This window comes from Kitasatospora brasiliensis (genome assembly GCF_032654805.1).
GTDB classification, from domain to species: Bacteria; Actinomycetota; Actinomycetes; order Streptomycetales; family Streptomycetaceae; genus Kitasatospora; species Kitasatospora brasiliensis.
Genome location: NZ_JAUOOW010000002.1, coordinates 201,901 through 221,351, shown reverse-complemented (window position 1 = coordinate 221,351; position 19,451 = coordinate 201,901). Strand labels below are relative to the sequence as shown.

The 19,451-nt window shown below is 74.0% G+C and carries 12 protein-coding genes; 7 read left to right on the top strand and 5 right to left on the bottom strand.

Going from position 1 to position 19,451, the window contains the following annotated elements; genetic code table 11:
- Positions 1–215: 215 nt before the first annotated feature.
- Positions 216–2,045, top strand: coding sequence for a phosphatidylglycerol lysyltransferase domain-containing protein (locus tag QWJ13_RS08865; protein WP_432277465.1), 1,830 nt, complete (start codon positions 216–218; stop codon positions 2,043–2,045).
- A gap of 208 nt (positions 2,046–2,253) precedes the next feature.
- A complete protein-coding gene (locus QWJ13_RS08860; protein WP_316522165.1) occupies positions 2,254–3,015 on the top strand; it encodes a hypothetical protein in 762 nt (253 codons plus the stop codon).
- A gap of 52 nt (positions 3,016–3,067) precedes the next feature.
- Here the strand turns inward: QWJ13_RS08860 and QWJ13_RS08855 are convergent, their stop codons facing one another.
- Positions 3,068–5,857 (bottom strand): ATP-binding SpoIIE family protein phosphatase, encoded by a 2,790-nt coding sequence (locus QWJ13_RS08855; RefSeq protein ID WP_316522163.1) that lies wholly within the window; start codon positions 5,855–5,857, stop codon positions 3,068–3,070.
- A gap of 280 nt (positions 5,858–6,137) precedes the next feature.
- Between QWJ13_RS08855 and QWJ13_RS08850 the strand changes: the two genes are divergently transcribed.
- The 5 genes from QWJ13_RS08850 (at position 6,138) to QWJ13_RS08830 (ending at position 12,172) form a co-directional block, all read left to right on the top strand.
- On the top strand, positions 6,138–7,319 hold the full coding sequence (locus QWJ13_RS08850) for a rhodanese-like domain-containing protein (RefSeq protein ID WP_316522162.1): 1,182 nt from the start codon (positions 6,138–6,140) through the stop codon (positions 7,317–7,319).
- 107 nt (positions 7,320–7,426) lie between these two features.
- Positions 7,427–8,089 carry a DUF5819 family protein gene (locus QWJ13_RS08845; protein WP_316522161.1) on the top strand — a complete coding sequence of 221 codons (663 nt, stop codon included), beginning with the start codon at positions 7,427–7,429 and terminating at the stop codon, positions 8,087–8,089.
- The gene (locus tag QWJ13_RS08840; protein ID WP_316522157.1) at positions 8,086–9,267 is read left to right on the top strand and encodes an HTTM domain-containing protein; all 1,182 of its coding nucleotides are present in this window, start codon (positions 8,086–8,088) and stop codon (positions 9,265–9,267) included. Before QWJ13_RS08845 ends, QWJ13_RS08840 begins: the two co-directional genes overlap by 4 nt.
- A 9-nt stretch (positions 9,268–9,276) precedes the next feature.
- Positions 9,277–11,382 (top strand): FUSC family protein, encoded by a 2,106-nt coding sequence (locus QWJ13_RS08835; protein ID WP_316522155.1) that lies wholly within the window; start codon positions 9,277–9,279, stop codon positions 11,380–11,382.
- A gap of 40 nt (positions 11,383–11,422) precedes the next feature.
- The gene (locus QWJ13_RS08830; protein WP_316522153.1) at positions 11,423–12,172 is read left to right on the top strand and encodes a TrmH family RNA methyltransferase; all 750 of its coding nucleotides are present in this window, start codon (positions 11,423–11,425) and stop codon (positions 12,170–12,172) included.
- 44 nt (positions 12,173–12,216) lie between these two features.
- Here the strand turns inward: QWJ13_RS08830 and QWJ13_RS08825 are convergent, their stop codons facing one another.
- From QWJ13_RS08825 to QWJ13_RS08810, 4 genes are all read right to left on the bottom strand, one after another.
- The gene (locus QWJ13_RS08825) at positions 12,217–13,545 is read right to left on the bottom strand and encodes a peptidoglycan-binding protein (RefSeq protein ID WP_316522151.1); all 1,329 of its coding nucleotides are present in this window, start codon (positions 13,543–13,545) and stop codon (positions 12,217–12,219) included.
- A gap of 396 nt (positions 13,546–13,941) precedes the next feature.
- On the bottom strand, positions 13,942–14,952 hold the full coding sequence (locus QWJ13_RS08820; RefSeq protein WP_316522149.1) for an XRE family transcriptional regulator: 1,011 nt from the start codon (positions 14,950–14,952) through the stop codon (positions 13,942–13,944).
- A gap of 279 nt (positions 14,953–15,231) precedes the next feature.
- Positions 15,232–17,403 carry a protease pro-enzyme activation domain-containing protein gene (locus tag QWJ13_RS08815; protein ID WP_316522147.1) on the bottom strand — a complete coding sequence of 724 codons (2,172 nt, stop codon included), beginning with the start codon at positions 17,401–17,403 and terminating at the stop codon, positions 15,232–15,234.
- 507 nt (positions 17,404–17,910) lie between these two features.
- Positions 17,911–19,401, bottom strand: a complete 1,491-nt coding sequence (locus QWJ13_RS08810) for an FAD-dependent monooxygenase (RefSeq protein ID WP_316522144.1) — start codon at positions 19,399–19,401, stop codon at positions 17,911–17,913.
- Between the last annotated feature and the right edge of the window lie 50 nt (positions 19,402–19,451).

The window sequence follows — 19,451 nt, the reverse complement described above, 5'->3', positions numbered from 1 at the left end:
CCCGCCGTTCGGCGGGGGTGGGAATCCGCTACCCGGTTCACGCGATTCTCAGCTTCGGTGGTGAACCATGGAGTTGGCTGACCCTATTCGGCTGCTTCTCCACCTCGGGCGGTCGGCCGGGCAAGGTCACCGGTCAGTCCGTCGGGCCCGTGCGGGCGCCCGGCGTCGGGCTGTTTGCGGATGCGCCCCACCATCTGATCGTTTGGAATTGAGCTGTGTCGTCCACTGTGAAGTCGGAGCCGTCCGCCACGTCCCAAGAGCCCCGGCCCGTCGGCGGGCTCGACCGCTGGCGCCCCAGGGCCGCCGCGGCCTCCGTCTGGTACCTGCGGCTGATCGCGCTGCTGAACGTGGCGACGGTGCTGCTGGTGCCCTTCCGCGACCAGGTCTACGAGCACAACGAGGGCGAGTACTTCACCCCGTACCTGATGACCGCCGGCCTGGCCAGCGCGGTGCTGTCGGTGTTCCTCGCGATCGCGATGCGGCGGCGCAAGCGGGCCGCGTGGATCTTCAACACGGCGCTCGGCGGCATGTTCGCGCTGCTCTACGTGGCGGCCATGCTGGTGCCGGGCGAGCGCTTCGACCGGCACCCGCTGAACTACTTCTCCACCGTCCTGACCTGCCTGTTCGTGCTGGCGCTGCTGATCGGGCGCAGGGAGTTCACGTCCAAGGGCGACAGCTCCAACCCGAAGACCGCGGCGGCCACCTTCGTCGGCGGGCTGGCGTTCGGCGGCGCGGTCGGCGCGCTGCTGGTCTGGACGACCAACGAGCTGCCCGGCGCCGGCTTCTGGGACCTGTTCCGGTACTCGGTCGGCCGGATGATCACGATCACCCCGTCCGAGCACCTGCGCTCGGTGATCGCCGCGCCGACCTGGGCGAACGCCGCGATCAACACGATGGGCGCGCTGCTCTTCCTGCTGGTGCTCTACATGGCCTTCCGCAGCCCGCGCGGCAAGGAGCTGCTCACCGGCGAGGACGAGGCGAAGCTGCGCGGCCTGCTGGACAAGCAGGGCGAGCGGGACTCGCTCGGCTACTTCGCGCTGCGCCGGGACAAGGCGGTGATCTTCTCCCCCAGCGGCAAGGCGGCGGTCACCTACCGGGTGATCGGCGGCGTCTCGCTGGCCTCCGGCGACCCGATCGGCGACCCGGAGGCCTGGCCGGGCGCGATCGACGCCTGGCTGGCCGAGGCCCGTGAGCACGCCTGGGCGCCGGCCGTGATGGGCGCCTCCGAGGAGGCCGGGGTGATCTACGCCCGGCACGGGCTGGACGCGCTGGAGCTGGGCGACGAGGCGATCGTCGAGCTGGACGAGTTCTCGCTGGACGGCCGGGCGATGCGGGTGGTCCGGCAGGCCTACAACCGGGTCAAGCGGGCCGGGTACACGGTGCGCATCCGCCGCCACGAGGACATCTCGGAGGCGGAGATGGCCGAGCTGGTGGCCAAGGCCGACGAGTGGCGCGACGGGGCGACCGAGCGCGGCTTCTCGATGGCGCTCGGCCGGCTCGGCGACCCGGGCGACGGCCGCTGCGTGATGCTGGAGTGCCACGACGGGGACGGCGAGCTCAGGGCGCTGCTGAGCTTCGTGCCGTGGGGCCCGGACGGGCTCTCGCTGGACCTGATGCGCCGGGCCCGGGACACCGAGAACGGCCTGATGGAGTTCATGGTCATCGAGCTGTTGCAGCGCGCCGACGAGGTCGGGCTGAAGCGGGTGTCGTTGAACTTCGCGATGTTCCGTTCCGTTTTCGAGCGCGGTTCCCGTCTCGGCGCCGGTCCGGTGCTGCGGTTGTGGCGTTCCACCTTGGGTTTCTTCTCGCGCTGGTGGCAGATCGAGTCGCTCTACCGCGCCAATGCCAAGTACCGGCCGATCTGGGAGCCGCGTTACCTGCTCTTCGAGAAGAGCAGCGAGATTCCGCGGATCGGCATCGCGAGCGCGCGCGCCGAGGGATTCATCGTCGCGCCGAGCCTGCCCGCCCTGTTCCGCCGCCGGCACGCCCGGGCCGCCGTGGTGGCGCCCCGGGTGCCGGTGGCGGCCCGGGACGGGAAGGGGTAGCCCTCCGTCGGGGGGCGGAGGGAGCCGGTCGGCCGAAATGGGGGTCCGATGGGGGTAGGACCTCCCCCCAGAGGATGACCGACCTCACCATCCGTGCCGATGTGGCTTTGTCAACCGGCTTCTAATGTTGGAGTAGTCGAGAGTTCGGGGATTCGGAGAAACGATTGTGATTCACAGGACCCACGCGGGGGGCGTGCGAAAGGGGCCGTTGGCATTCGCCAGATCGGCCGCTGTCGCCGAGTGGGGAACGTTGTTCGCGATGGTCCGGGACGCGGTGGTGCGAAAGAAGTTCGCCGCGGTTCCGCTGGCCACGGTGGCGACGTTTCTGATCCTGCTGTTCAGCATCGTCCAGCACCTGCCGGGTGGCGAGCGTTTCGTCAACAACATCGGGGTGGTGCGGGCGGCGCTGCCGCTGGACGTGTCGCTGCTGCGGACCCCGCTCTCCCTGTACGTGCCGGCGCTGGACCTTCCGGTCTGGGGGGCGCTGGCCCAGGTGTTCGTGGTCTTCGCGATCGCCGAGATCGTGCTCGGCCGGCGGATGACCCTGGTGGTCGCCTACGTCTGCACTCTGGCGGGCACGCTGTTCGCCCGGGTCGGGGTGGCGATCGGGCCGCACCACCTGTTCGGCTTCCCGAAGTGGGTCGCCTACGTGCGGGACACCGGGCCCTCGGCCGCGGTGGTGGCGCTGGCGATCTGCATCGCGTTCCGCAGCCGGGCCTGGTACACCGCCGGCCTGGTGGTGGCGGTGATGATCGGCGAGGCCGTGGTGCTGCCCAACCTGGCCGGTCTGGAGCACGTGGTCGCGGTGATCACCGCGCTGCTGATCGCCGTCTCGGTCGAGGTCTTCGGGGACTTCTGGCCGAGGGTGCTGGCCGGGGTCGGCGCCGCCGCCTCGGTGGCCGCGACCGCCTCGATGGAGGTCGCGGCGGAGGCCCGGCGGCGCCGCTCGGCGGGGGCCGTCATCCCCTGACGTTCTGGCTCCCAGGCCGCGTACGGGTGCCGTACGCGGCCGTTCGGCGTTCTCAGGCGTGCGGGAGCGGGAGCTCGAACCAGACGACCTTGCCCACCGCCTTGCGGGCGGTGCCCCAGCGTTCGGCGAGCTTGGTGACCAGGGTGAGGCCGCGGCCGGTCTCGCCGAGCTGCTCGGCCGGCTCCAGCGAGGGCAGGTTGTGGTTGTCGTCGCTGACCTCGACCAGCAGCTTGTCCACCCGGATCAGTTGGAGCTGCACGGTGTCCCGGGCGACCCGGACGGCGTTCGTCACCAGCTCGCTGACCAGCAGTTCGGTGGTGTCGCTGAGCGCCTCCAGGTGCCAGCCGGCCAGCTGTTCGCGGACCAGCGAGCGGGCCCGGCGGACCTCGCGCTGGTCCACGGTGAGGTCCCAGGTGGCCACCTCGGACGGGGCGACCCCGTCGAACCGGGCCACCAGCAGGGCGACGTCGTCCTTGCGGTCCTCCGAGTGCAGCCGCCGCAGCACCTCGTCGCAGGCCTGCTCGGGGCTTTGCTGCGGGTCGATCAGGTTGCCGCAGAGCGCCGCCAGGCCCGCTCCTATGTCCCCGCCCCGGACCTCGACCAGGCCGTCGGTGCACAGGACGAGCATCGAGCCGTCCGAGACGTCGATGGTCTTGGCGACGAACGGCACCCCGCCGACGCCGATCGGGGCGCCGGCCGGGATCTCCAGCAGCTCGCCGGTGCCGTCCGGGTGCACCAGGACGGGCGGGACGTGGCCGGCGCTGGCCAGCTCGCAGGTCCGGTTGATCGGGTCGTAGACCGCGTACAGGCAGGTCGCGAGGTGGTCGTCGCCGAGCTTGTGGGCCAGGTTGTCCAGGTGGCGCAGCAGCTGGCCGGGCGGCAGGTCCAGGGCGGCGAGGGTCTGCATGGCAGTGCGGAAGCGGCCCATCGCGGCCGCCGAGTGCAGGCCGTGGCCCATCACGTCGCCGACCACCAGGGCGACCCGGCTGCCGGGCAGCTGGATCGCGTCGAACCAGTCGCCGCCGACCTCGGCCTTCGGATCGCCGGGCAGGTAGCGGTGGGCGATCTGGACACCGGGGATCTGCGGCGGGCGGGTCGGGATCATCGAGCGTTGCAGGGTGGTGGCGACCCTGGCCTCGGCGCGGTGCAGCCGGGCGTTGTCCAGCGACAGGGCGGCGCGGACGGCCAGCTCCTTGAGGGTCGCGGCGTCGCCCTCGTCGAAGGGGGCGCGGTCGGGCAGCCGGAGCAGCTTGAGGATGCCCAGCACGGTGCCGCGGGCGGAGAGCGGGACGACCAGCATCGAGCGGCCGGTCACCACCGGGGCCAGCTTGGCGCCGCCGAGCGCGATCGCGTAGTCGACGGCGACGTCCGGGCTGACCACCGGGACCAGCACCGGCTGGTTCAGCTGCAGGGCCATCCCGGGCGGGGTGCGGCGCGGCATGCTGACCAGGGAGCCCTCGGCGAGCACGTGGTCCCAGGCGCCGCCGGTCTCGTTGTAGACCAGGGCGACCCGGCGCAGCATGGTGTCGTCGTCCGGGCGGGCGGCCGGCAGCTCGGAGTCCGAGATCAGCCCGTCCACCAGGTCCACGCAGGCGAAGTCGGCGATCCTGGGGACCAGCACCCGGCACAGCTCGTGGGCGGTGAAGCCGAGGTCCAGGGTGGTGCCGACCTTGCCGCCGACCTCGTTCAGCAGGGCCAGCTGCTCGCCGGCGTGCCCGTTGGTGAGGAACGGGCCGAGCCGGCCGCCGGGCGGGATCGCGCCGTCCGCGGGGGCGGGCAGCGGGACGGTGACGGGCGGGGCCTGGCCGGCGCGCAGCGGTGGGCGGGCGTCGGCGGACGGCTCGACGGCGGTGTGCTCCATGGCGGCAGCTCCTCCGCTGGATGGGGCCTCCCGGCCGGAGGCGGGGAGAGGGACGGGCGGGCCGCCGCCCGTCGCGGCTCCGCCGACGGCGGCCGTCGGCCGGACGGCGGAGGGCACAGCGGAGGGTACAGCGGGCTGGTGGGCCTCGCGCTCGGCGGCCTCGCGCTGGACGGGCAGCGGACCGGACGGGCGGCGGCCGGGCGCGCCCTGCTCGGGCTGCGGCGGCGGGCCGACCCTGGCCGCCCGCTGCTGGGGCGTCGGGTAGCGGCGGCCGAGCCCGGCGGCGGCGTGCGCCGTACCGGGCTGGGCGTCGGCGGGCAGCACCGGCAGCACGGTGGCCTGGTCCAGTCGCAGCGCGGGCAGCCCGCCCCGCTCCAGCGCGGCCAGCAGGGCCGTGCGGTGGCCGGCCGGCAGCAGCCGGGCCAGCGGCTCGGGCACCGGCGGGCGGGCCGGGGTGAGGACCGCGGCCACGGTGTGGAAGCCGCCCCGGGTGCCGGGCGCGGCGGTGAACGGGAGCAGCCGCTCGCCGAGTGCGAGCCGGGGGCCGGTGGTGCGCAGCGGGCGGGCGTCGGCGGCCAGCGCGAGCAGTCCGCCGGACGGGCCGGGCAGCGGGTACGCCCACCAGAGCACGTCGCGCTGGTGCTCCTCGCGGTCGGTGACGGCCAGCCGGCCGGCCCAGGGGCGGCCGGCGGCGGTGCGTTCGGCGAGGGTGTCGAAGGTGTCGCAGTGGCGGCGCACCGAGCAGCGGTCGAGCACCCGGGACTCCACGGCGGGCAGCAGGCCGGAGGCCGGGCGGTCGTGGGCGACCTCGGCGCGGTGGCCGAAGAGCTCCTCGGCGGCCCGGCCCCACCGCGCGATCCGGCCGGACCGGTCGATCAGGACGGGGACGAGCCTGATCAGGGCGGCCACCCCGGTCGGGTGCTCGCCCGGCGCGGTACCGTCGCCCGCCGGCCGCGGTGTGGAGTTGGACTCGGCCACCATGGATCCGCTCTGCTCCCGTCCTGGCCGCCGCGCCCGGGGCAGCCGTCTATTCGGAGGAAGGCACGCTGTTGCGGGTACCAGCGAAGCACGGACCGGGCCGGGCTCGACACCGAAACGGGGAGATTCCTCAGGATCGGTTGCGTGTCGGATGCCGCACGCCGGTTCGTACCCCTGGTTCACCCGGACGGGGTCCGCGAACACGGCGGTAGGGTGGCAGGCCGGACCGCCCGTACGGGTGGGCCCGCAGGACGCAGTCGGCCGGACGAGACAGAGGCGAGAAGTGAGCGCGCAGAGCCCCGCCCGCTGGACGGATCCGGAGCAGTGGGAGCTGGAGGAGCGGGTCGCCGCCGCCGAGCTCGCCTGGCTCAGCATGGACGTGGACGTGCAGACGCTGCGGGTCGAGATCGACAACTTCGCGCTGATCCACCACCAGCTGCTCGGCCCGCTCTACGCCCGGCTGGACGAGCTGGACGCGCTGGTCGCCGAGGCCGTCGCGGCCCGCACCGGGCGGCCGGAGGACGTGCGCCGGGCCGCCGAGGCGCGGCAGCAGGTCGAGGAACTGCCGGACCTGGACGCGCTGTTCGACGAGGTGCGGGAGCAGTCCGGCCGGGGTGGGGAGGACGCCCCGCCGCCGCCCGCCGCGCCGCAGCGGGTGCGGCCCGGCAAGGACGCCCAGCGGGTCTACCGCGAGCTGGTCCGCCGCGCCCACCCCGACCTGACCACCGACCCGGCCGAGCAGCAGCGCCGGGCCGCCTTCCTGGCCCGGGTCAACGAGGCCTACGCGTACGGGGACGCGGCCGCGCTGGAGGGCCTGGCCGCCGAGTGGTCCACCGCGCCGGAGGCCGCCCCCGCCGTCGACGCCCCCGACCGTACGGACTGGCTGCGCCGCCGGCTGGACTGGCTGACCGCCAAGATCGGCGAGACCGCCGCCGAGCAGGTCCGGCTGGAGCAGACCCCGATGGGGCAGCTGCTCGCGCTCGCCCCGCAGGACCCCGACCGGCTGCTGGAGCAGCTCGCCGAGGAGCTGCTGGCCAAGGCCGCCGAGCGGCAGGCCGAATTGCAGCGACTGCTCGGCGGCGAGCCGGCGCCGAGCGACAATGGCACCCACCCGACGCAATCCCAGGAGAGCCCCACGATGTTCCCGCAGATCCCCTCCGCCGACGCCGCCGCCGTGCCCGCCGACGCCGCCCTGCTGGACGTGCGCGAGCAGGACGAGTGGGAGGCCGGCCACGTGGACGGCGCGCTGCACATCCCGATCGGCGAGGTGATCGCCCGCCTCGGCGAGCTGCCGGACGAGAAGCTGTACGTGCTCTGCCGGGTCGGCGGCCGCTCCGCGCAGGTCGTCCAGTACCTGGTGCAGCAGGGCCGGGACGCGGTGAACGTGGACGGCGGGATGCACGCCTGGCAGGGTGCGGGCCGCCCGATGGTGAGCAGCACCGGCCAGGAGGCCTTCGTCCTCTGAGCGGCGGCTGACGACGGCGCGGCGCCCCTTCCCCGGTAGGGCAGGATGGGCGCGCGCGGGCGTGTCGGCAGTGGGTCGGCGGCGCCCGCCGACCGGGCGGGGAGGCCATGGGGCAGACGACGGATCGGCCGGCTGCGGGGAGGGCCTGGTCGAGGCCGGCGCAGTTGGTCCTGGGCTTCGCCGGGGCGGTGCTGGCCGGCGGCACCGGGCTGTTCCTGGCCGCGGTGTTCCTGCACGTCGCGCCCGCCAACTCGCTGTCCCGGCAGTACCGGGACGAGATCGACGGTGTGGTGTACCCGGAGTTCGAGCAGAACTGGAAGCTGTTCGCGCCCAACCCGCTCCAGCAGAACGTCAGCGTGGACGCCCGGGTCCGCACCGTCGGGCCCGACGGGACGACCCGGACCCACGACTGGATCGGGCTGACCGCGCAGGACATCGCCGCGATCCGGGGCAACCCGGTGCCCAGCCACGTCGAGCAGAACCTGCTGCGCCGGGCCTGGGACTTCTACGACGCCTCGCACGACCAGCAGGACGAGACGCCGACCTCGCCGCGCGGCGGCCTGGCCGAGCAGTACCTCAAGCGGATCGCCCTCCAGCGGATCGGCCGGGAGGCGGACGGCGAGCCCGTCCGGGAGATCCAGTTCCGCTCCACCGCGGCGACCGTCGCGCCGCCGTCCTGGAGCGGTGAGGCCGCGCCGGAGGCGCCGCGGGTGCGGGAGCTGCCGTGGTGGCCGGTGGCGGAGGAGGACTACCGGGAGCTGCTCGGATGAGCGAGGTGACGGTGCGGCAGCCACCGGCACCCGAGCTGCCGGTGGTGCCCGCGGCGTCCGGGGCTCCGCTCGGGCGGGTGATGGAGGCCGTCGCCGGGCGGGTGCTCGGCCGGCACCAGGCCGCGGTGGTGCGGATCGGCTTCGGCCTGGTCTGGCTGACCCACCTGCTGCGCGAGTGGCCCAACCGGCGGGTGCTGTACGGCGACCGCTCCCCCTGGTCGGCGGAGCTCGCCGGGGGGCTGCTGGCCGACAACGGGGCGTTCACCGTGCTGCCCTGGTTCGGCGGGCGGCTCTGGTTCGAGCTGGTCTACCACCTGGCGGTGCTGGCGGCCCTGGCCGTGCTGCTGGGCTGGCGGACCAGGGCGAGCACGGTGCTGTTCCTGGTCACCGTGCTGTCGCTGCAGAACCGGGACGTCTTCCTCGGCGACGGCGGCGACAACGTCGTCCACCTGATGGCCGTCTACCTGGTCTTCACCCGCTGCGCCGAGGTCTGGTCGCTGGACGCCCGGCGCGCCCGCGGCGGGCGGGCGGGGGTGGTGCTCTGGGCGGTGCTGGGGGCGCTCCTGGCGGTCTGCCAGTTCGGCGGCTTCGCCGGGCGGAGCCTGACCTGGACCGACCGGGCCTTCCCGTACCTCGGCTGGTCGCCGCTGTTCTGGGGGCTCTGGGCGGTGGCCGGGCTCTGGTGGACGCTCGGCCGGCTGCGGCCGGACGGTGAGCCGCGGGCGGTGCTGGACGCGCTCGCGAACATGGTGCACAACTGCGCCATGCTGGTGATCGCCGTCGAGGTGGTGCTGATCTACGCCACGGCCGGCTGGTACAAGGTGCAGGGCTCGCGCTGGCAGGACGGCACCGCGCTGTACTACCCGCTGCACCTGGACTACTTCACCCCCTGGCCGGGGCTGTCCGCGCTGGTCGGCTCGGCGCTGCTGCCGGTCTTCCTGATCTCGTACGGCACCGTGCTCCTCCAGGTGGCGTTCCCGTTCACGCTGCTGAACCGGAGGGTCAAGAACGGGCTGCTGGCCGTCATGGTGCTGGAGCACGTGGGGATCGCGGTGGTGCTGGGGCTGCCGGTGTTCTCGCTCGCGATGATCGCGGCGGACGCGGTGTTCCTGCCGACCGGGGCACTGCTGTGGGCGGCGGCGCGGCTCAGCCCGATCCGGCGTAGATCTTCGGCCTAGGATGTCGCTATGTCCTGGTTCGCCGCACTTCGTGACACCGCGCGGACCGGGCTCACCCTGGACCGGGCGCTCACCGACCCCAAGCGGGCGGCGCGCGGGGCGGTCGCGGTGGCGCTGGTGCTCTTCCCGACCCTCGCGGTCGGCGGGGTCGCGCTCGGCACCTCGGCCGCGATGGGCGCGTTCATCGCCGGCTCGGCCACCTTCCAGCGCAGCTTCCGGCCGCGGGCCAGTCTCGCCGTCGCGGCCGGGTTCGGACTCGGCGCCAGCACCTTCCTCGGCTACCTGGCCGCCGGGGTCACCGGGCTGTTCCCGGTACTGCTCGCGGTCTGGGCCTTCGGTGCCGGCCTGGCCTGGGCGATCGGGCCCACCGCCGGGGTGGTCGCCACCAACACCGTCTCGGTGATGCTGATCGTCGTCCAGCTCCCGGTCAGCGTGGGCACCGCGCTGGGGCACGGGCTGGTCGCCTCCCTCGGCGGGGTCGTCCAGGCCGCCGTCATCACCGTGTGGCCGATCGGGAGTTGGACCGCGCAGCGCGAGGCGCTCGCCGACACCTACGCCGAACTCGCCGACTACGCCCGGCGGTTGAGGCAGGATCCGACGGCGCACGTCGACCCGGAGCCGTTCATGACGGCCCGCCACGCGGCCGCCCTCACCCCCTGGCAGGACCGCCACCGGCCGCCCGAGCTGCGCGGTCTGCGCGGCATCGCCGAGCGCATCCGGCCCACCATCGCCGCGCTCGCCGACCCCAAGGTGGGCGCCCCCGAGGAGGGGCCGGAGCGGGACCGGGCCCGCGAGGTGCTGGCGGCCGCCGCCGAGGTGATGGACGCCCTCGCCCGGGCGATCCGCAGCGGCGACCCGGTCCGGCTGCCCCGCTCGGCGCCCTCGCTCACCCTGGTCGGCTCGGAGGACGGGCCGCGGCTCCAGGGCGCGGCCCGGCGCTCCTCCCGGCGGCTCGGCGGGCTGCTGCGGAAGGCCGCGGACACCCTGGACCGCAACGACGAGGACACCATCACCACGCCCGTGGTCGGGGCCGGCGGATCGCTGCGCAAGCCGACCATCGCCCGGATGCTGCCGGAGGCGGCCCGGGCCGTACGACGGCAGTTGCAGCCGCGCTCGGCGATCTTCCAGCACGCCGTACGGCTCGCCGGGGTGGTCACCGTCGCCTACCTGCTGGCCCGGCTCGCCGGGTTCCAGCACGGCTACTGGGCGCCGATGACCGCCGCGATGGTGATGCGGCCGGACTTCGCGCAGACCTACAGCCGGGGTGTCGCCCGACTGGCCGGGACGGTGGTCGGGGTGGCCGTCTCGACGCTGGTGGTGCAGCTGACCCACCCCGGGGAGTGGGTGCTGGCCGCGCTGGCGGTGCTCTGCATCGGCGGGTCGTACCTCGCGTTCCGGACCGGGTACGCGCTGACCACGGTCGGGATCTCCACGTACGTGGTCTTCCTGCTCGGGTTGCAGGAGGGGAACCCGCTGGTGACGGCCTTCGAACGGGTCGGGCTGACGCTGCTCGGCGGCTCGATCGCGCTCGTCACGTACGCGCTGTTCCCGACCTGGCAGACCGCCCGGCTCGGGGAGCGGCTCGCCGAGTGGCTGGCGGCGGCCGGACGGTACGCGGGCTCGGTGATCGCCTGCTACGAGAAGCCGGCGGCGCCGCGCGGGCGGGTGGTGCGCAGCGCGCTGCTGGACTCGCGGGAGGCGCGGGCCGAGCTGATCCAGGCGATGCAGCGGGCCGACGCCGAACCGGGGCGGCACGAGTCCGGGCTGGCCGGGGTGAGCCGGCGCCAGATCGACCGGGCCCGGGCGGCGGTCGGGGCGCTCGGGCGGGCGGCCGTGCTGCTGGAGGCCCACCTGCCGGCGGCGGACGCCGAGCCGGTGCCGGGGACGGCGGAGTACGCGGAGGAGCTGCGGCTGGCGACGGCGCTCGCGGCGGCGGCGATGCTGACCGGGCAGCCGGTGGAGTTCGGGGCGGTGCGGGAGGCGCAGGCGCGGCTGGAGGAGGAGCTGGCGGGGGCGCCGGCGGGGGTGCAGCGGGATGTGGTGCGGGCGGGGACGCGGTTGGTGGGGCAGGCGCTGCGGGACCTGGAGCGGGCCCTGCGGGGGTCGTCCTCTTAGGCGGGGCTCGCGCGGGGGCGGGGGTGACAGAGTGGGCGGTATGGATGACGAGCTGGTGCGGGCGTGGCGGGTGGCCGAGCGGGAGCCGGGGGTGGTGCTGCTGGACGGGTTCCACGCGCTGAAGCACGCGCTGCGGTTCGGGGGTGAGGTGCGGCGGGTGCTGGCCGCCGATCGGGGGGCGTTGCTGGCGCTGGCCGGGGAGCTGGCGCCGGATGTGGTGCCCGCGCTGGAGGGGCTCGCGGTGGAGGTGCCGGAGGCGGTGCTGCGGGGGGTCGTGCCGCGGGTGCATCCGACCGGGGTGGTGGCGTTGGCGGTGCGGCCGTCGGCCGAGGCCAATGCGGCGGTGCTGGGGCGGCGGCCGCGGCGGGCGCCGGTGGTGGTGCTGGAGAATCCGCGGAACCTGGGGAACGTGGGGGCGGTGATCCGGTTGGCAGCCGGGTTCGGTGCCACCGGGGTGGTGACCACCGGGGATCTGGATCCGTGGCACCCGAACGTGCTGCGCGGCAGCGCGGGGCTGCACTTCGCCACCGCGGTCGAGCGGGTGGGCCCGGCGGAGCTGCCGGCCGGGCCGCTGTTCGTGCTGGATCCGGAGGGCGCGGACATCCGCGATGTGCCGTTCCCGGACGACGCGTTGCTCGCCTTCGGCACCGAGCGGCACGGGGTGTCGGCCGAACTCAAGGCGCGCGCCGACCAGTTGGTGGCGGTGCCGATGCAGCCGGGGGTGTCCAGCTTCAACCTGGCGACCAGCGTGGCGATGGGGCTGTTCCACTGGATGTCCGGGAAGCGCTGAGGCGCGGTGCCCGGGCGGGCACCGCGCCTCGAACGGAGGACGCGTCAGGAGAAGAGTCGGCGCCAGGTGTCCGGGCCGGGGTAGCCGTCGGCCTCGCCGCCGCGCCAGCCCTGGGCCTGCTGGAAGGCCTGGACGGCCCGGCGGTCGGCCTCGCCCCACTGCGGGCCGGGGCCGACTCTGTAGGAGCCGCCGAAGCCCTTGCGGACCAGCTGCTCGCCGAGCTGCCGGACGTACTCGCTGCTCTGGCCCGGGGCGAAGTACTGGGCGCCGGGGAAGGCGGGGGTGCCGGTGGGCGGCGGGGGCGGCAGCGGGGTGCCGCCGGTGGCGGCGCCGATGTTGCGGCCCTTGCCGGTGACGAGGTAGTCCCAGGTGGCCTTGCCGGGGATGCCGTCGGCTTCGCCGCCGGTCCAGCCTTGGGCGAGTTGGAAGGCCTGGGTGGCCTTGCGGTCGGCCTCGCCCCAACGGGGGCCGGGGCCTTCGGAGTAGAACTTCGCGCCGCCGCGCTGCACCAGCGCCTGGCCGAGCTTGGTGACGTAGGCGTTGTCGGCGCCGGGGCCGAACTTGTCCGCGCCGGGGAAGGCGGTCGAGGAGGTGCCGCCCCCGCCGGTGCCGCCGCCCGACAGGCCGGTGTAGCGGTAGGGGACGTAGGAGCCGGAGTTGTTCCAGTACGCGTACGGGGTGGCGCGCTTCTTGGTGGAGGGGCCGGTCTGCTCGTAGGCGATGTACCGGGTGCGGGAGGAGTCGGTCCAGCCGCCGAAGATCGTCACGTGTGAACCGGCCTGCGGGTTGGCCGGGTTGTTGCAGATCAGCGCGTCGCCTGGCTGGAGGTCGTTCTTGCCGATCCGCTCGGCGAAGTTCGGCAGGGTCCAGGTGGTCTGGCTGCTGTTCAGGCCCCAGGCCATCGAGACGAAGCCGGAGCAGTCCTGGCGGTAGCCGTCCGACCAGTAGCGGGTCATGCTGTACGGCACGCCCTGGTCGACCCAGCTCTGGGCGCGCTGGATGATCTGGGCGCGGGTGAGCGGCGCGGCGGCGGCGCGCGGGGCGGCGAGGGAACGGGCGCTGGGGGACTTCCCGTACAGGCCGCTGACCTGGCCCTGGGGGGTCTGCGACTGGGCGGCGCCCGGGGCGGGGCTGGGGGCGGCGGTGGCGGTGCCGGCGGCGGCCGCACCTCCGCCGAGCGCGGTGCCGACGGCGGCCATCAGGACGGCGGCACGGCGGCGGACGCTGCGGGCGGCGGCGTGGCCGCCCTCGTGGACCGGTGCGGCGTGCAGCCGCGCGCGGCGGCGGGCACTACAGCCCCCGCATATGCAGTCCTCCGCCGGTTCGACCTCGTCGAACTCGATGAGCGGGGACAGGGGGTCGGTCAGGGTCATGCTCCGCCTCTTTCCAGCACTTTCCGGGTCCTGTCTGACGACGGGACAGGAATGGCCTTTCCCAGGTGATTCCGCGTGTTATCCGGACCAAAGTCCCAAACCGGGCGTTCGGAGTCACGATGTATTAGGCCGAATGGGTGAACCCGTTCGGCCTCCGGATGTGCGGAAGTGGCCGGAAGGAGGTAGTGCCGGTACGAACTCTGAGGGTCGGTCAGCACGGGAGGGCGGGCGAGTGCTCCGGATCGGTCCAGGTCGGCGGGGTGTCGTCGGCCCGGCTCCAGCACGGATGTGACGGTCGGTTCGACCTTCTGCTCGGCGCCCGGGACGCCCTGCCGGGTCTCCTCGGCCCCGTCGGACCGAGGTCCGACGGGGCCTGAGGGCCGGGGCGGGAAGGGGCTACGCCCACTCCCAGCGGATGCCGATGTGGCCCGGCTGCTGGTCGGGGGCCAGCACGTGGGCGCTCGCCGAGGCGCCGATCCAGAGCTGTTCGCGGCGGTGGTCGACGTCGGCGCCCGGCTCGCGGTCGTAGCGCTCGCAGTGCGCCGGGACGGCGGCCGGGTCGAAGTGCACCTGGAGCACGTACTCGCGCACCGTGGTGGCGAAGCGGCGGCTGTACTCCATGGTCGGGCCGCCGGGCGGGATCTCCACCTCGTACTCGAAGACCGTGCTGTCGCCGAGGCCCAGCGGGCGGTCCAGCATCAGCTCGGCGACGGTCAGCCCGACCTCCGGGCGGCGGCGCACCCGGCCCAGCCGGCCGTGCCGCACCGAGGTGATCTCCGGGCAGCCGGTGGCCTCCTCGTCGGCCTTGTGCACCACCAGGCAGCGGCCGACGCCGCCCACGGTGGCGCGCACCACCTGGCGCATCCGCAGCAGGTTGGCCCGCCGCTCGGCGTCCACGTAGTAGGAGTCGTGGATGCTCAGCCGCTCCAGCTCGCCGGCCGGCGGGGCGTCCAGCTCGGTGAAGATCGAGGCGATCTCCTGCTCGCCGGGCCAGACGTCCTCCAGCCCGAGGTGGGAGGTGGTGGCCGCGGCGGCCCAGCGGCCGCGCGGGCGCGGCGGGCCGAGCAGTGAGGAGAGCGCGCTGTGCGGCAGGCCGAGCAGCTCCTCCAGCAGGTGGACGGCGCGCAGCGAGCTGGCCCGTTCGGGCTGGCTGCGGCCGCGCCGCCAGTAGCTGAGGGTGGTGACGCTGACCCTGACGCCGCGCCCGGCGAGGGCGGCGCGGATCCGGTCCAGGCTGAGGCCGCTGGCCTCGATGGCCAGGTGCAGGGTGTCCGCGAAGCCGCCGACCGGGGCGAGCCGGCCGGGGCCGGGGGGTGGTGCGGGTGCCGGCGCGGACGGGCCGGTCTGCTCCGTGTGCGACCCGACCAGCCGCAGCCGCGCGGCGTCCTGAGGCGGCTCTGCGCCCATGCGGTAACCCTCCCCACCAGGTGAGTTCGGTGGGACCGGGCCGACGTTGGGGCGTGCCGCCAGCGGCTTCACCGAGCTTTGGGGAACCCTATGCACGGTCGAGAGGCTACGTCATCAGTCGTGCGTATGACAGTGGTCACGGCAGGTGAACCGGAAGGTTATCGATCTTGAAACAGCCCGGAAACACGGGCCGGTGCGGGGCATGACAGGACACCGCCGGGGCGGGCCCTGACGGCGCCGCCCCGGCGGGGGTCTCGGTGGTGCTGCCGGTGCTACCGGTCAGTTGACGTTCAGCGCGACGTCGTCGATCACGAAGCTGGTCTGGAGCGAGGAGTCCTCGGTGCCGGTGAACTTGACCGTCACGGTCTGGCCGGCGAAGGAGGTCAGGTCCAGGGTGCGCTGGACGTAGCCGGCGGCCGCGTCCGTGTTGGAGTAGGTGGCCAGCGTGGTGTTGTTGGCCTGGACGGTCAGCTTGTCGTACGCGGTGGTGCCGGTCTCCGCGGTGTCGACGTGCAGCCAGAAGGTCAGCTTGGCGGAGGCGCAGCCGGCCGGGATCGAGACGGTCTGCGACAGGGTGTCCGTGTGGGCGGAGCCGTAGCCGTCCAGCCAGGCCTTCCAGCTGCCCGAGTGGGCCGCCTCGGAGGCGCTGTTGTCGACCACGCCGGTGGAGGTGGTCCACGGGGAGGCGGTGCCGGTCTCGAAGCCGCCGTTGCCGATCAGCTGGGCGGCGGTGCAGCCGCCGGTGGGCGGCGGGGTGGTGCCGCCGCCGAGCAGGGCGGTGGTCAGCGCGTCGGCGACCGGGGTGCCCCAGCCGGTGACCTGGTCGTAGCCGGCCTTGGCGGAGAAGTCCTGGTTGGCGCCGGTGGTCACGTCGTGGAAGCTGCTGCCGTAGCCGCTGCTGTTCGCGACCGCGTACAGCCGCGGGCTCGCCTCGCCGAGGACCGGCTGCCCGGCGGCCTTGGCCTTCTGGTTGAACTGGGCCGCGTAGCCTGCCCAGAGCGGCGCGGCCGCGCTGGTGCCGCCGTAGACCTGCCAGGCGCCGGCGGTGTAGATCGCGAAGCCGCTGGCCGGGTCGGCGTTGGAGGAGACGTCCGGGACGGTGCGCATGGTGCCGCTGACGCCGGTGCCGGTCTGCCAGCTCGGCTTGGCGAACACGGTGGAGACGCCGCCGCCGGCGGTGCTCCAGGCGCTCTCCGAGGAGTAGGCGTTGCCGCTGGTGACCTTGAGGTTGGTGCCGCCGACGCCGACCTGGTGCGGGCTGGAGGCCGGGAAGTCGACCGCCTTGACGGTCGAGCCGCTGGTGGAGCGGGTGCAGTCGCGCGAGCCGTCGTCACCGGAGGCGGAGAAGATCGAGATGCCCTGGGCGGCGGCCTGCTTGAAGGCGTTGTCGACGGCCGTCATCGAGGAGGCGGTGGTGTCCGGCTCGCAGGAGCCCCAGGAGATCGAGATGACCGACACCCGGTTGTCGGTGACGATCTTGTTGGCCATGTCGATCTCGCCCTGGTCGCTGTTGGGCGCCTCGTAGACCAGCTGGGTGGCCTTGGGAGCCGCGCCGCGGACGATCTCACTGTCCAGCTCGACCTCGCCCTGGCCCTGGCCGGGGGCGGAGTCGTAGTTGGCGCCGTCCACCGAGACGGTGGTGACCGCCGGGCCGGACAGGCCGTACTGGGAGTCGTAGGTCGTCAGGTTCGAGGACTGGTAGCCGTCGAACTCCCACAGCGCGACCGTGGTGCCGGTGCCGTCCGCGCCGGTCTTGGTGAGGTTGTAGGCGCCGGTGTACTGGGCCGGGGCCATGCCGCTCGGGGTGGCGCTCGCGGTGTTCGGGGTGACCGCGCCGGGGGCGGCGGCGGGCTTGGCCAGACGGTTCTTGCGCACCGCGTGGTTGTCCAGGCCGCTGACGCCCTGGACCACGGCGGCCAGGTCGGACGGGATCGAGGCCGCGGCGTCGTTGGCGAAGAAGGCGCGCTGGAGCTGCGGGTCGACGTACGAGCTCTCGTGGGTGCCGAAGGCCTGGGAGACCTGGGCGGTGGTGCCGTGGGCGTTGACCACCTGGCGGTTGGCGCTCACCCCGGTGACGGTCAGACCCTGCTGGGCCAGGTAGGTCTTGACCTGGTCGACGGCGGCCTGGGTCGGGCCGAACCGCTCGGTGAACTGCTCCGGCGTCAGGTGGTGGCCGTACTCCGGGGTGCCCGGGGTGCCGACCGCGGTGAGGAAGCGGTCCAGGGCGTCGGTGTCGCGCAGCTTCAGGCTGACGGAGACCGAGATCTGCTGGGCCGCCGGGACGTCACCCTTCTTCTCCGAGTGGGCCACCGCGGGGTTCACGGTGTTCGGGAGGGCGACGCGCGGGGCGGCGTTCGGGGTGGCGGCCTGCGCGGTGGAGACACCGAGCGAGACGGCGGTGAGCGGCAGGACGGCTATCGCCGCGGCGAGGGCAAGAGAGCGGGGGCGCAACGGATCCTCCTCCAGCCGGCGGTGGGGGCCGGCAAGGGACCAAGCGTTCCGGGGGTCGAGAACGCTGGCTCGAACATGACAGAACCGATGTGCGAATTGGCTCATGGCCGGGCAATTCGTTGCTAAAAAACAGTCAACTGTGGAGAGTGGGAAACTCGCCGGTTCCATACGGTGAATGACCGGAAATCGGAAGGTGGTCCAGACCAATTTCGGTCATGGCGGCGGACGCGGAATCAGCGGCGAGCCGAGGGAGGGCGATGACTGACGTGCGGCCGGATCCGAGGGACCCGCGCCCGCTGATCGGCGAGCCGCTCGCGCTCGCAGATGGTGGTTGGGGCGGGGCGTTCCGGCGGGGCCGCCGGACGGGGGTGTGCGGGAACCGGGCGAAGGCGGCGCGGCCCTATGCGAAGGCGCGGGGCTGAGGGGCCGCCGCGCGGGGCTGAAGGCGCGGGGCTGAGGGGCTGACAGCCGGGCGGGCGCGGGGTGCGCGCCCGCCCGGGGTGAACGTCAGGCCGGGGTGCCCAGCCAGTCGGTGAGGGCGGCGCGGAGCTCGCCCTGGCCGGGGTCGACGGCGGCCCAGGCGACGTAGCCGTCCGGGCGGATCAGCAGGACGGTGTCGCGCAGCTTGCCGTGCGGGTCGGCGGGGGCGGCGCTGACCATGCGGTCGGCCCAGGGCTCGGCGGCGGGCAGCTCGTCATTGCTGACCAGGACGAACGTCCCGGCGCGCAGCGCCTCGTAGAGCCGCTCGGGGGCGGCCGGAGCCCCTTCGACCGGCTTGCTGAGGGCCGTCAGTCGCAGGTCCGGGACGCGCTTGCCGACCTGCGGGTGGGCGTCCTTGGGCGCGGGGTACGAGATGTCGATGCCGGAGACCATCCGGGCGCCGCGCTCGGTGAACAGGTCGAGGTGGCCGCCGAGCGCGGTGAGCGCCCCGCGCAGCGCGCGGGTGGGTCCGGACTGGGCGAGCCCGAGCCGGATCAGCGCGCCGGAGGTGCGCAGCACCATCCTGCCGACCGGGTGCCGTTCGGTCTGGTAGGTGTCCAGCAGGGCGTCGGTGGCCCGGCCCTGGAGGGCGGCGGCGAGCTTCCAGGAGAGGTTGGCGGCGTCCTGGAGGCCGGTGTTCATGCCCTGTCCGCCCGCCGGGGAGTGGCAGTGGGCGGCGTCGCCGGCCAGGAAGGCCCGGCCGGAGCGGTAGTTGGGGACCTGCCGCTCGTCGCTGTGGAAGGTGGAGCTCCAGCGCACGTCGTGCAGGCCGTAGTCGTTGCCGGTGGTGGCCCGGACGATGTCGGTGAGCTGCTCGACGGTCGGGGTGGCGCCGTCCGGCTGCTGGGCGTGGCGGTCCCAGGCGACGACCCGGTACCAGCCGTCGCCGAAGGGGACGATGAAGGAGAAGCCGGCCTCGTTGGCCCCCAGGCTGATCGCCTCGGGGGGTTCCTGGTCCAGCCGGACGTCGGCCAGCGCGACGGAGTCGACCACGGCCTCGCCGGGGTAGGGGATGCCGAGCTGTTCGCGGACGACAGAGTGGACGCCGTCGGTGCCGACCGCGTACCGGGCGCGGTGGGTCTGCCCGTCACGGGTCTCCAGGGTCACGCCGTCGGCGTCCTGGCGCAGCGCGGTGACCTCGGCGCCGCGGACGAGGACGGCGCCGGCCCGTTCGGCGCGTTCGGTCAGCAGCCGTTCGACGTTGTACTGCGGGGTGACCAGGACGAACGGGAAGCGGCTGGGCAGCGAGGCGAGGTCGATGCCGACGCGGTCGGACACCTTCAGGGTGCCGAGCGGCAGGCCGGTGGCGATCAGCTCCTCGGCCAGGCCCCGGGCGTCCAGCAGTTCCAGGCTGCGGGCGTGCACGGCGAAGGCGCGGGTGAGGTTGGACTCGGCGGCCCGCTTCTCCAACACGGTGACGCCGACTCCGGCGGCGGCGAGGTCGCCGGCCAGCAGCAGTCCGGTCGGTCCGGCGCCGACGATCAGGACGTCGGTTTCGGTCGTCGGCTTCACGGCCATGTATCAGCTCCCGTTGCTCGGAGGGTGGTCGGACGCCGTTCCCGGCGTTC

Bases quoted from the DNA above. Each gene is read 5' to 3' on its own strand.
- QWJ13_RS08830 (WP_316522153.1), top strand. From the start codon at position 11,423: ATGGATGACGAGCTGGTGCGGGCGTGGCGGGTGGCCGAGCGGGAGCCG.
- QWJ13_RS08810 (WP_316522144.1), bottom strand. From the start codon at position 19,401: ATGGCCGTGAAGCCGACGACCGAAACCGACGTCCTGATCGTCGGCGCC.
- QWJ13_RS08840 (WP_316522157.1), top strand. From the start codon at position 8,086: ATGAGCGAGGTGACGGTGCGGCAGCCACCGGCACCCGAGCTGCCGGTG.
- QWJ13_RS08825 (WP_316522151.1), bottom strand. From the start codon at position 13,545: ATGACCCTGACCGACCCCCTGTCCCCGCTCATCGAGTTCGACGAGGTC.
- QWJ13_RS08835 (WP_316522155.1), top strand. From the start codon at position 9,277: ATGTCCTGGTTCGCCGCACTTCGTGACACCGCGCGGACCGGGCTCACC.
- QWJ13_RS08845 (WP_316522161.1), top strand. From the start codon at position 7,427: ATGGGGCAGACGACGGATCGGCCGGCTGCGGGGAGGGCCTGGTCGAGG.
- QWJ13_RS08820 (WP_316522149.1), bottom strand. From the start codon at position 14,952: ATGGGCGCAGAGCCGCCTCAGGACGCCGCGCGGCTGCGGCTGGTCGGG.
- QWJ13_RS08855 (WP_316522163.1), bottom strand. From the start codon at position 5,857: ATGGTGGCCGAGTCCAACTCCACACCGCGGCCGGCGGGCGACGGTACC.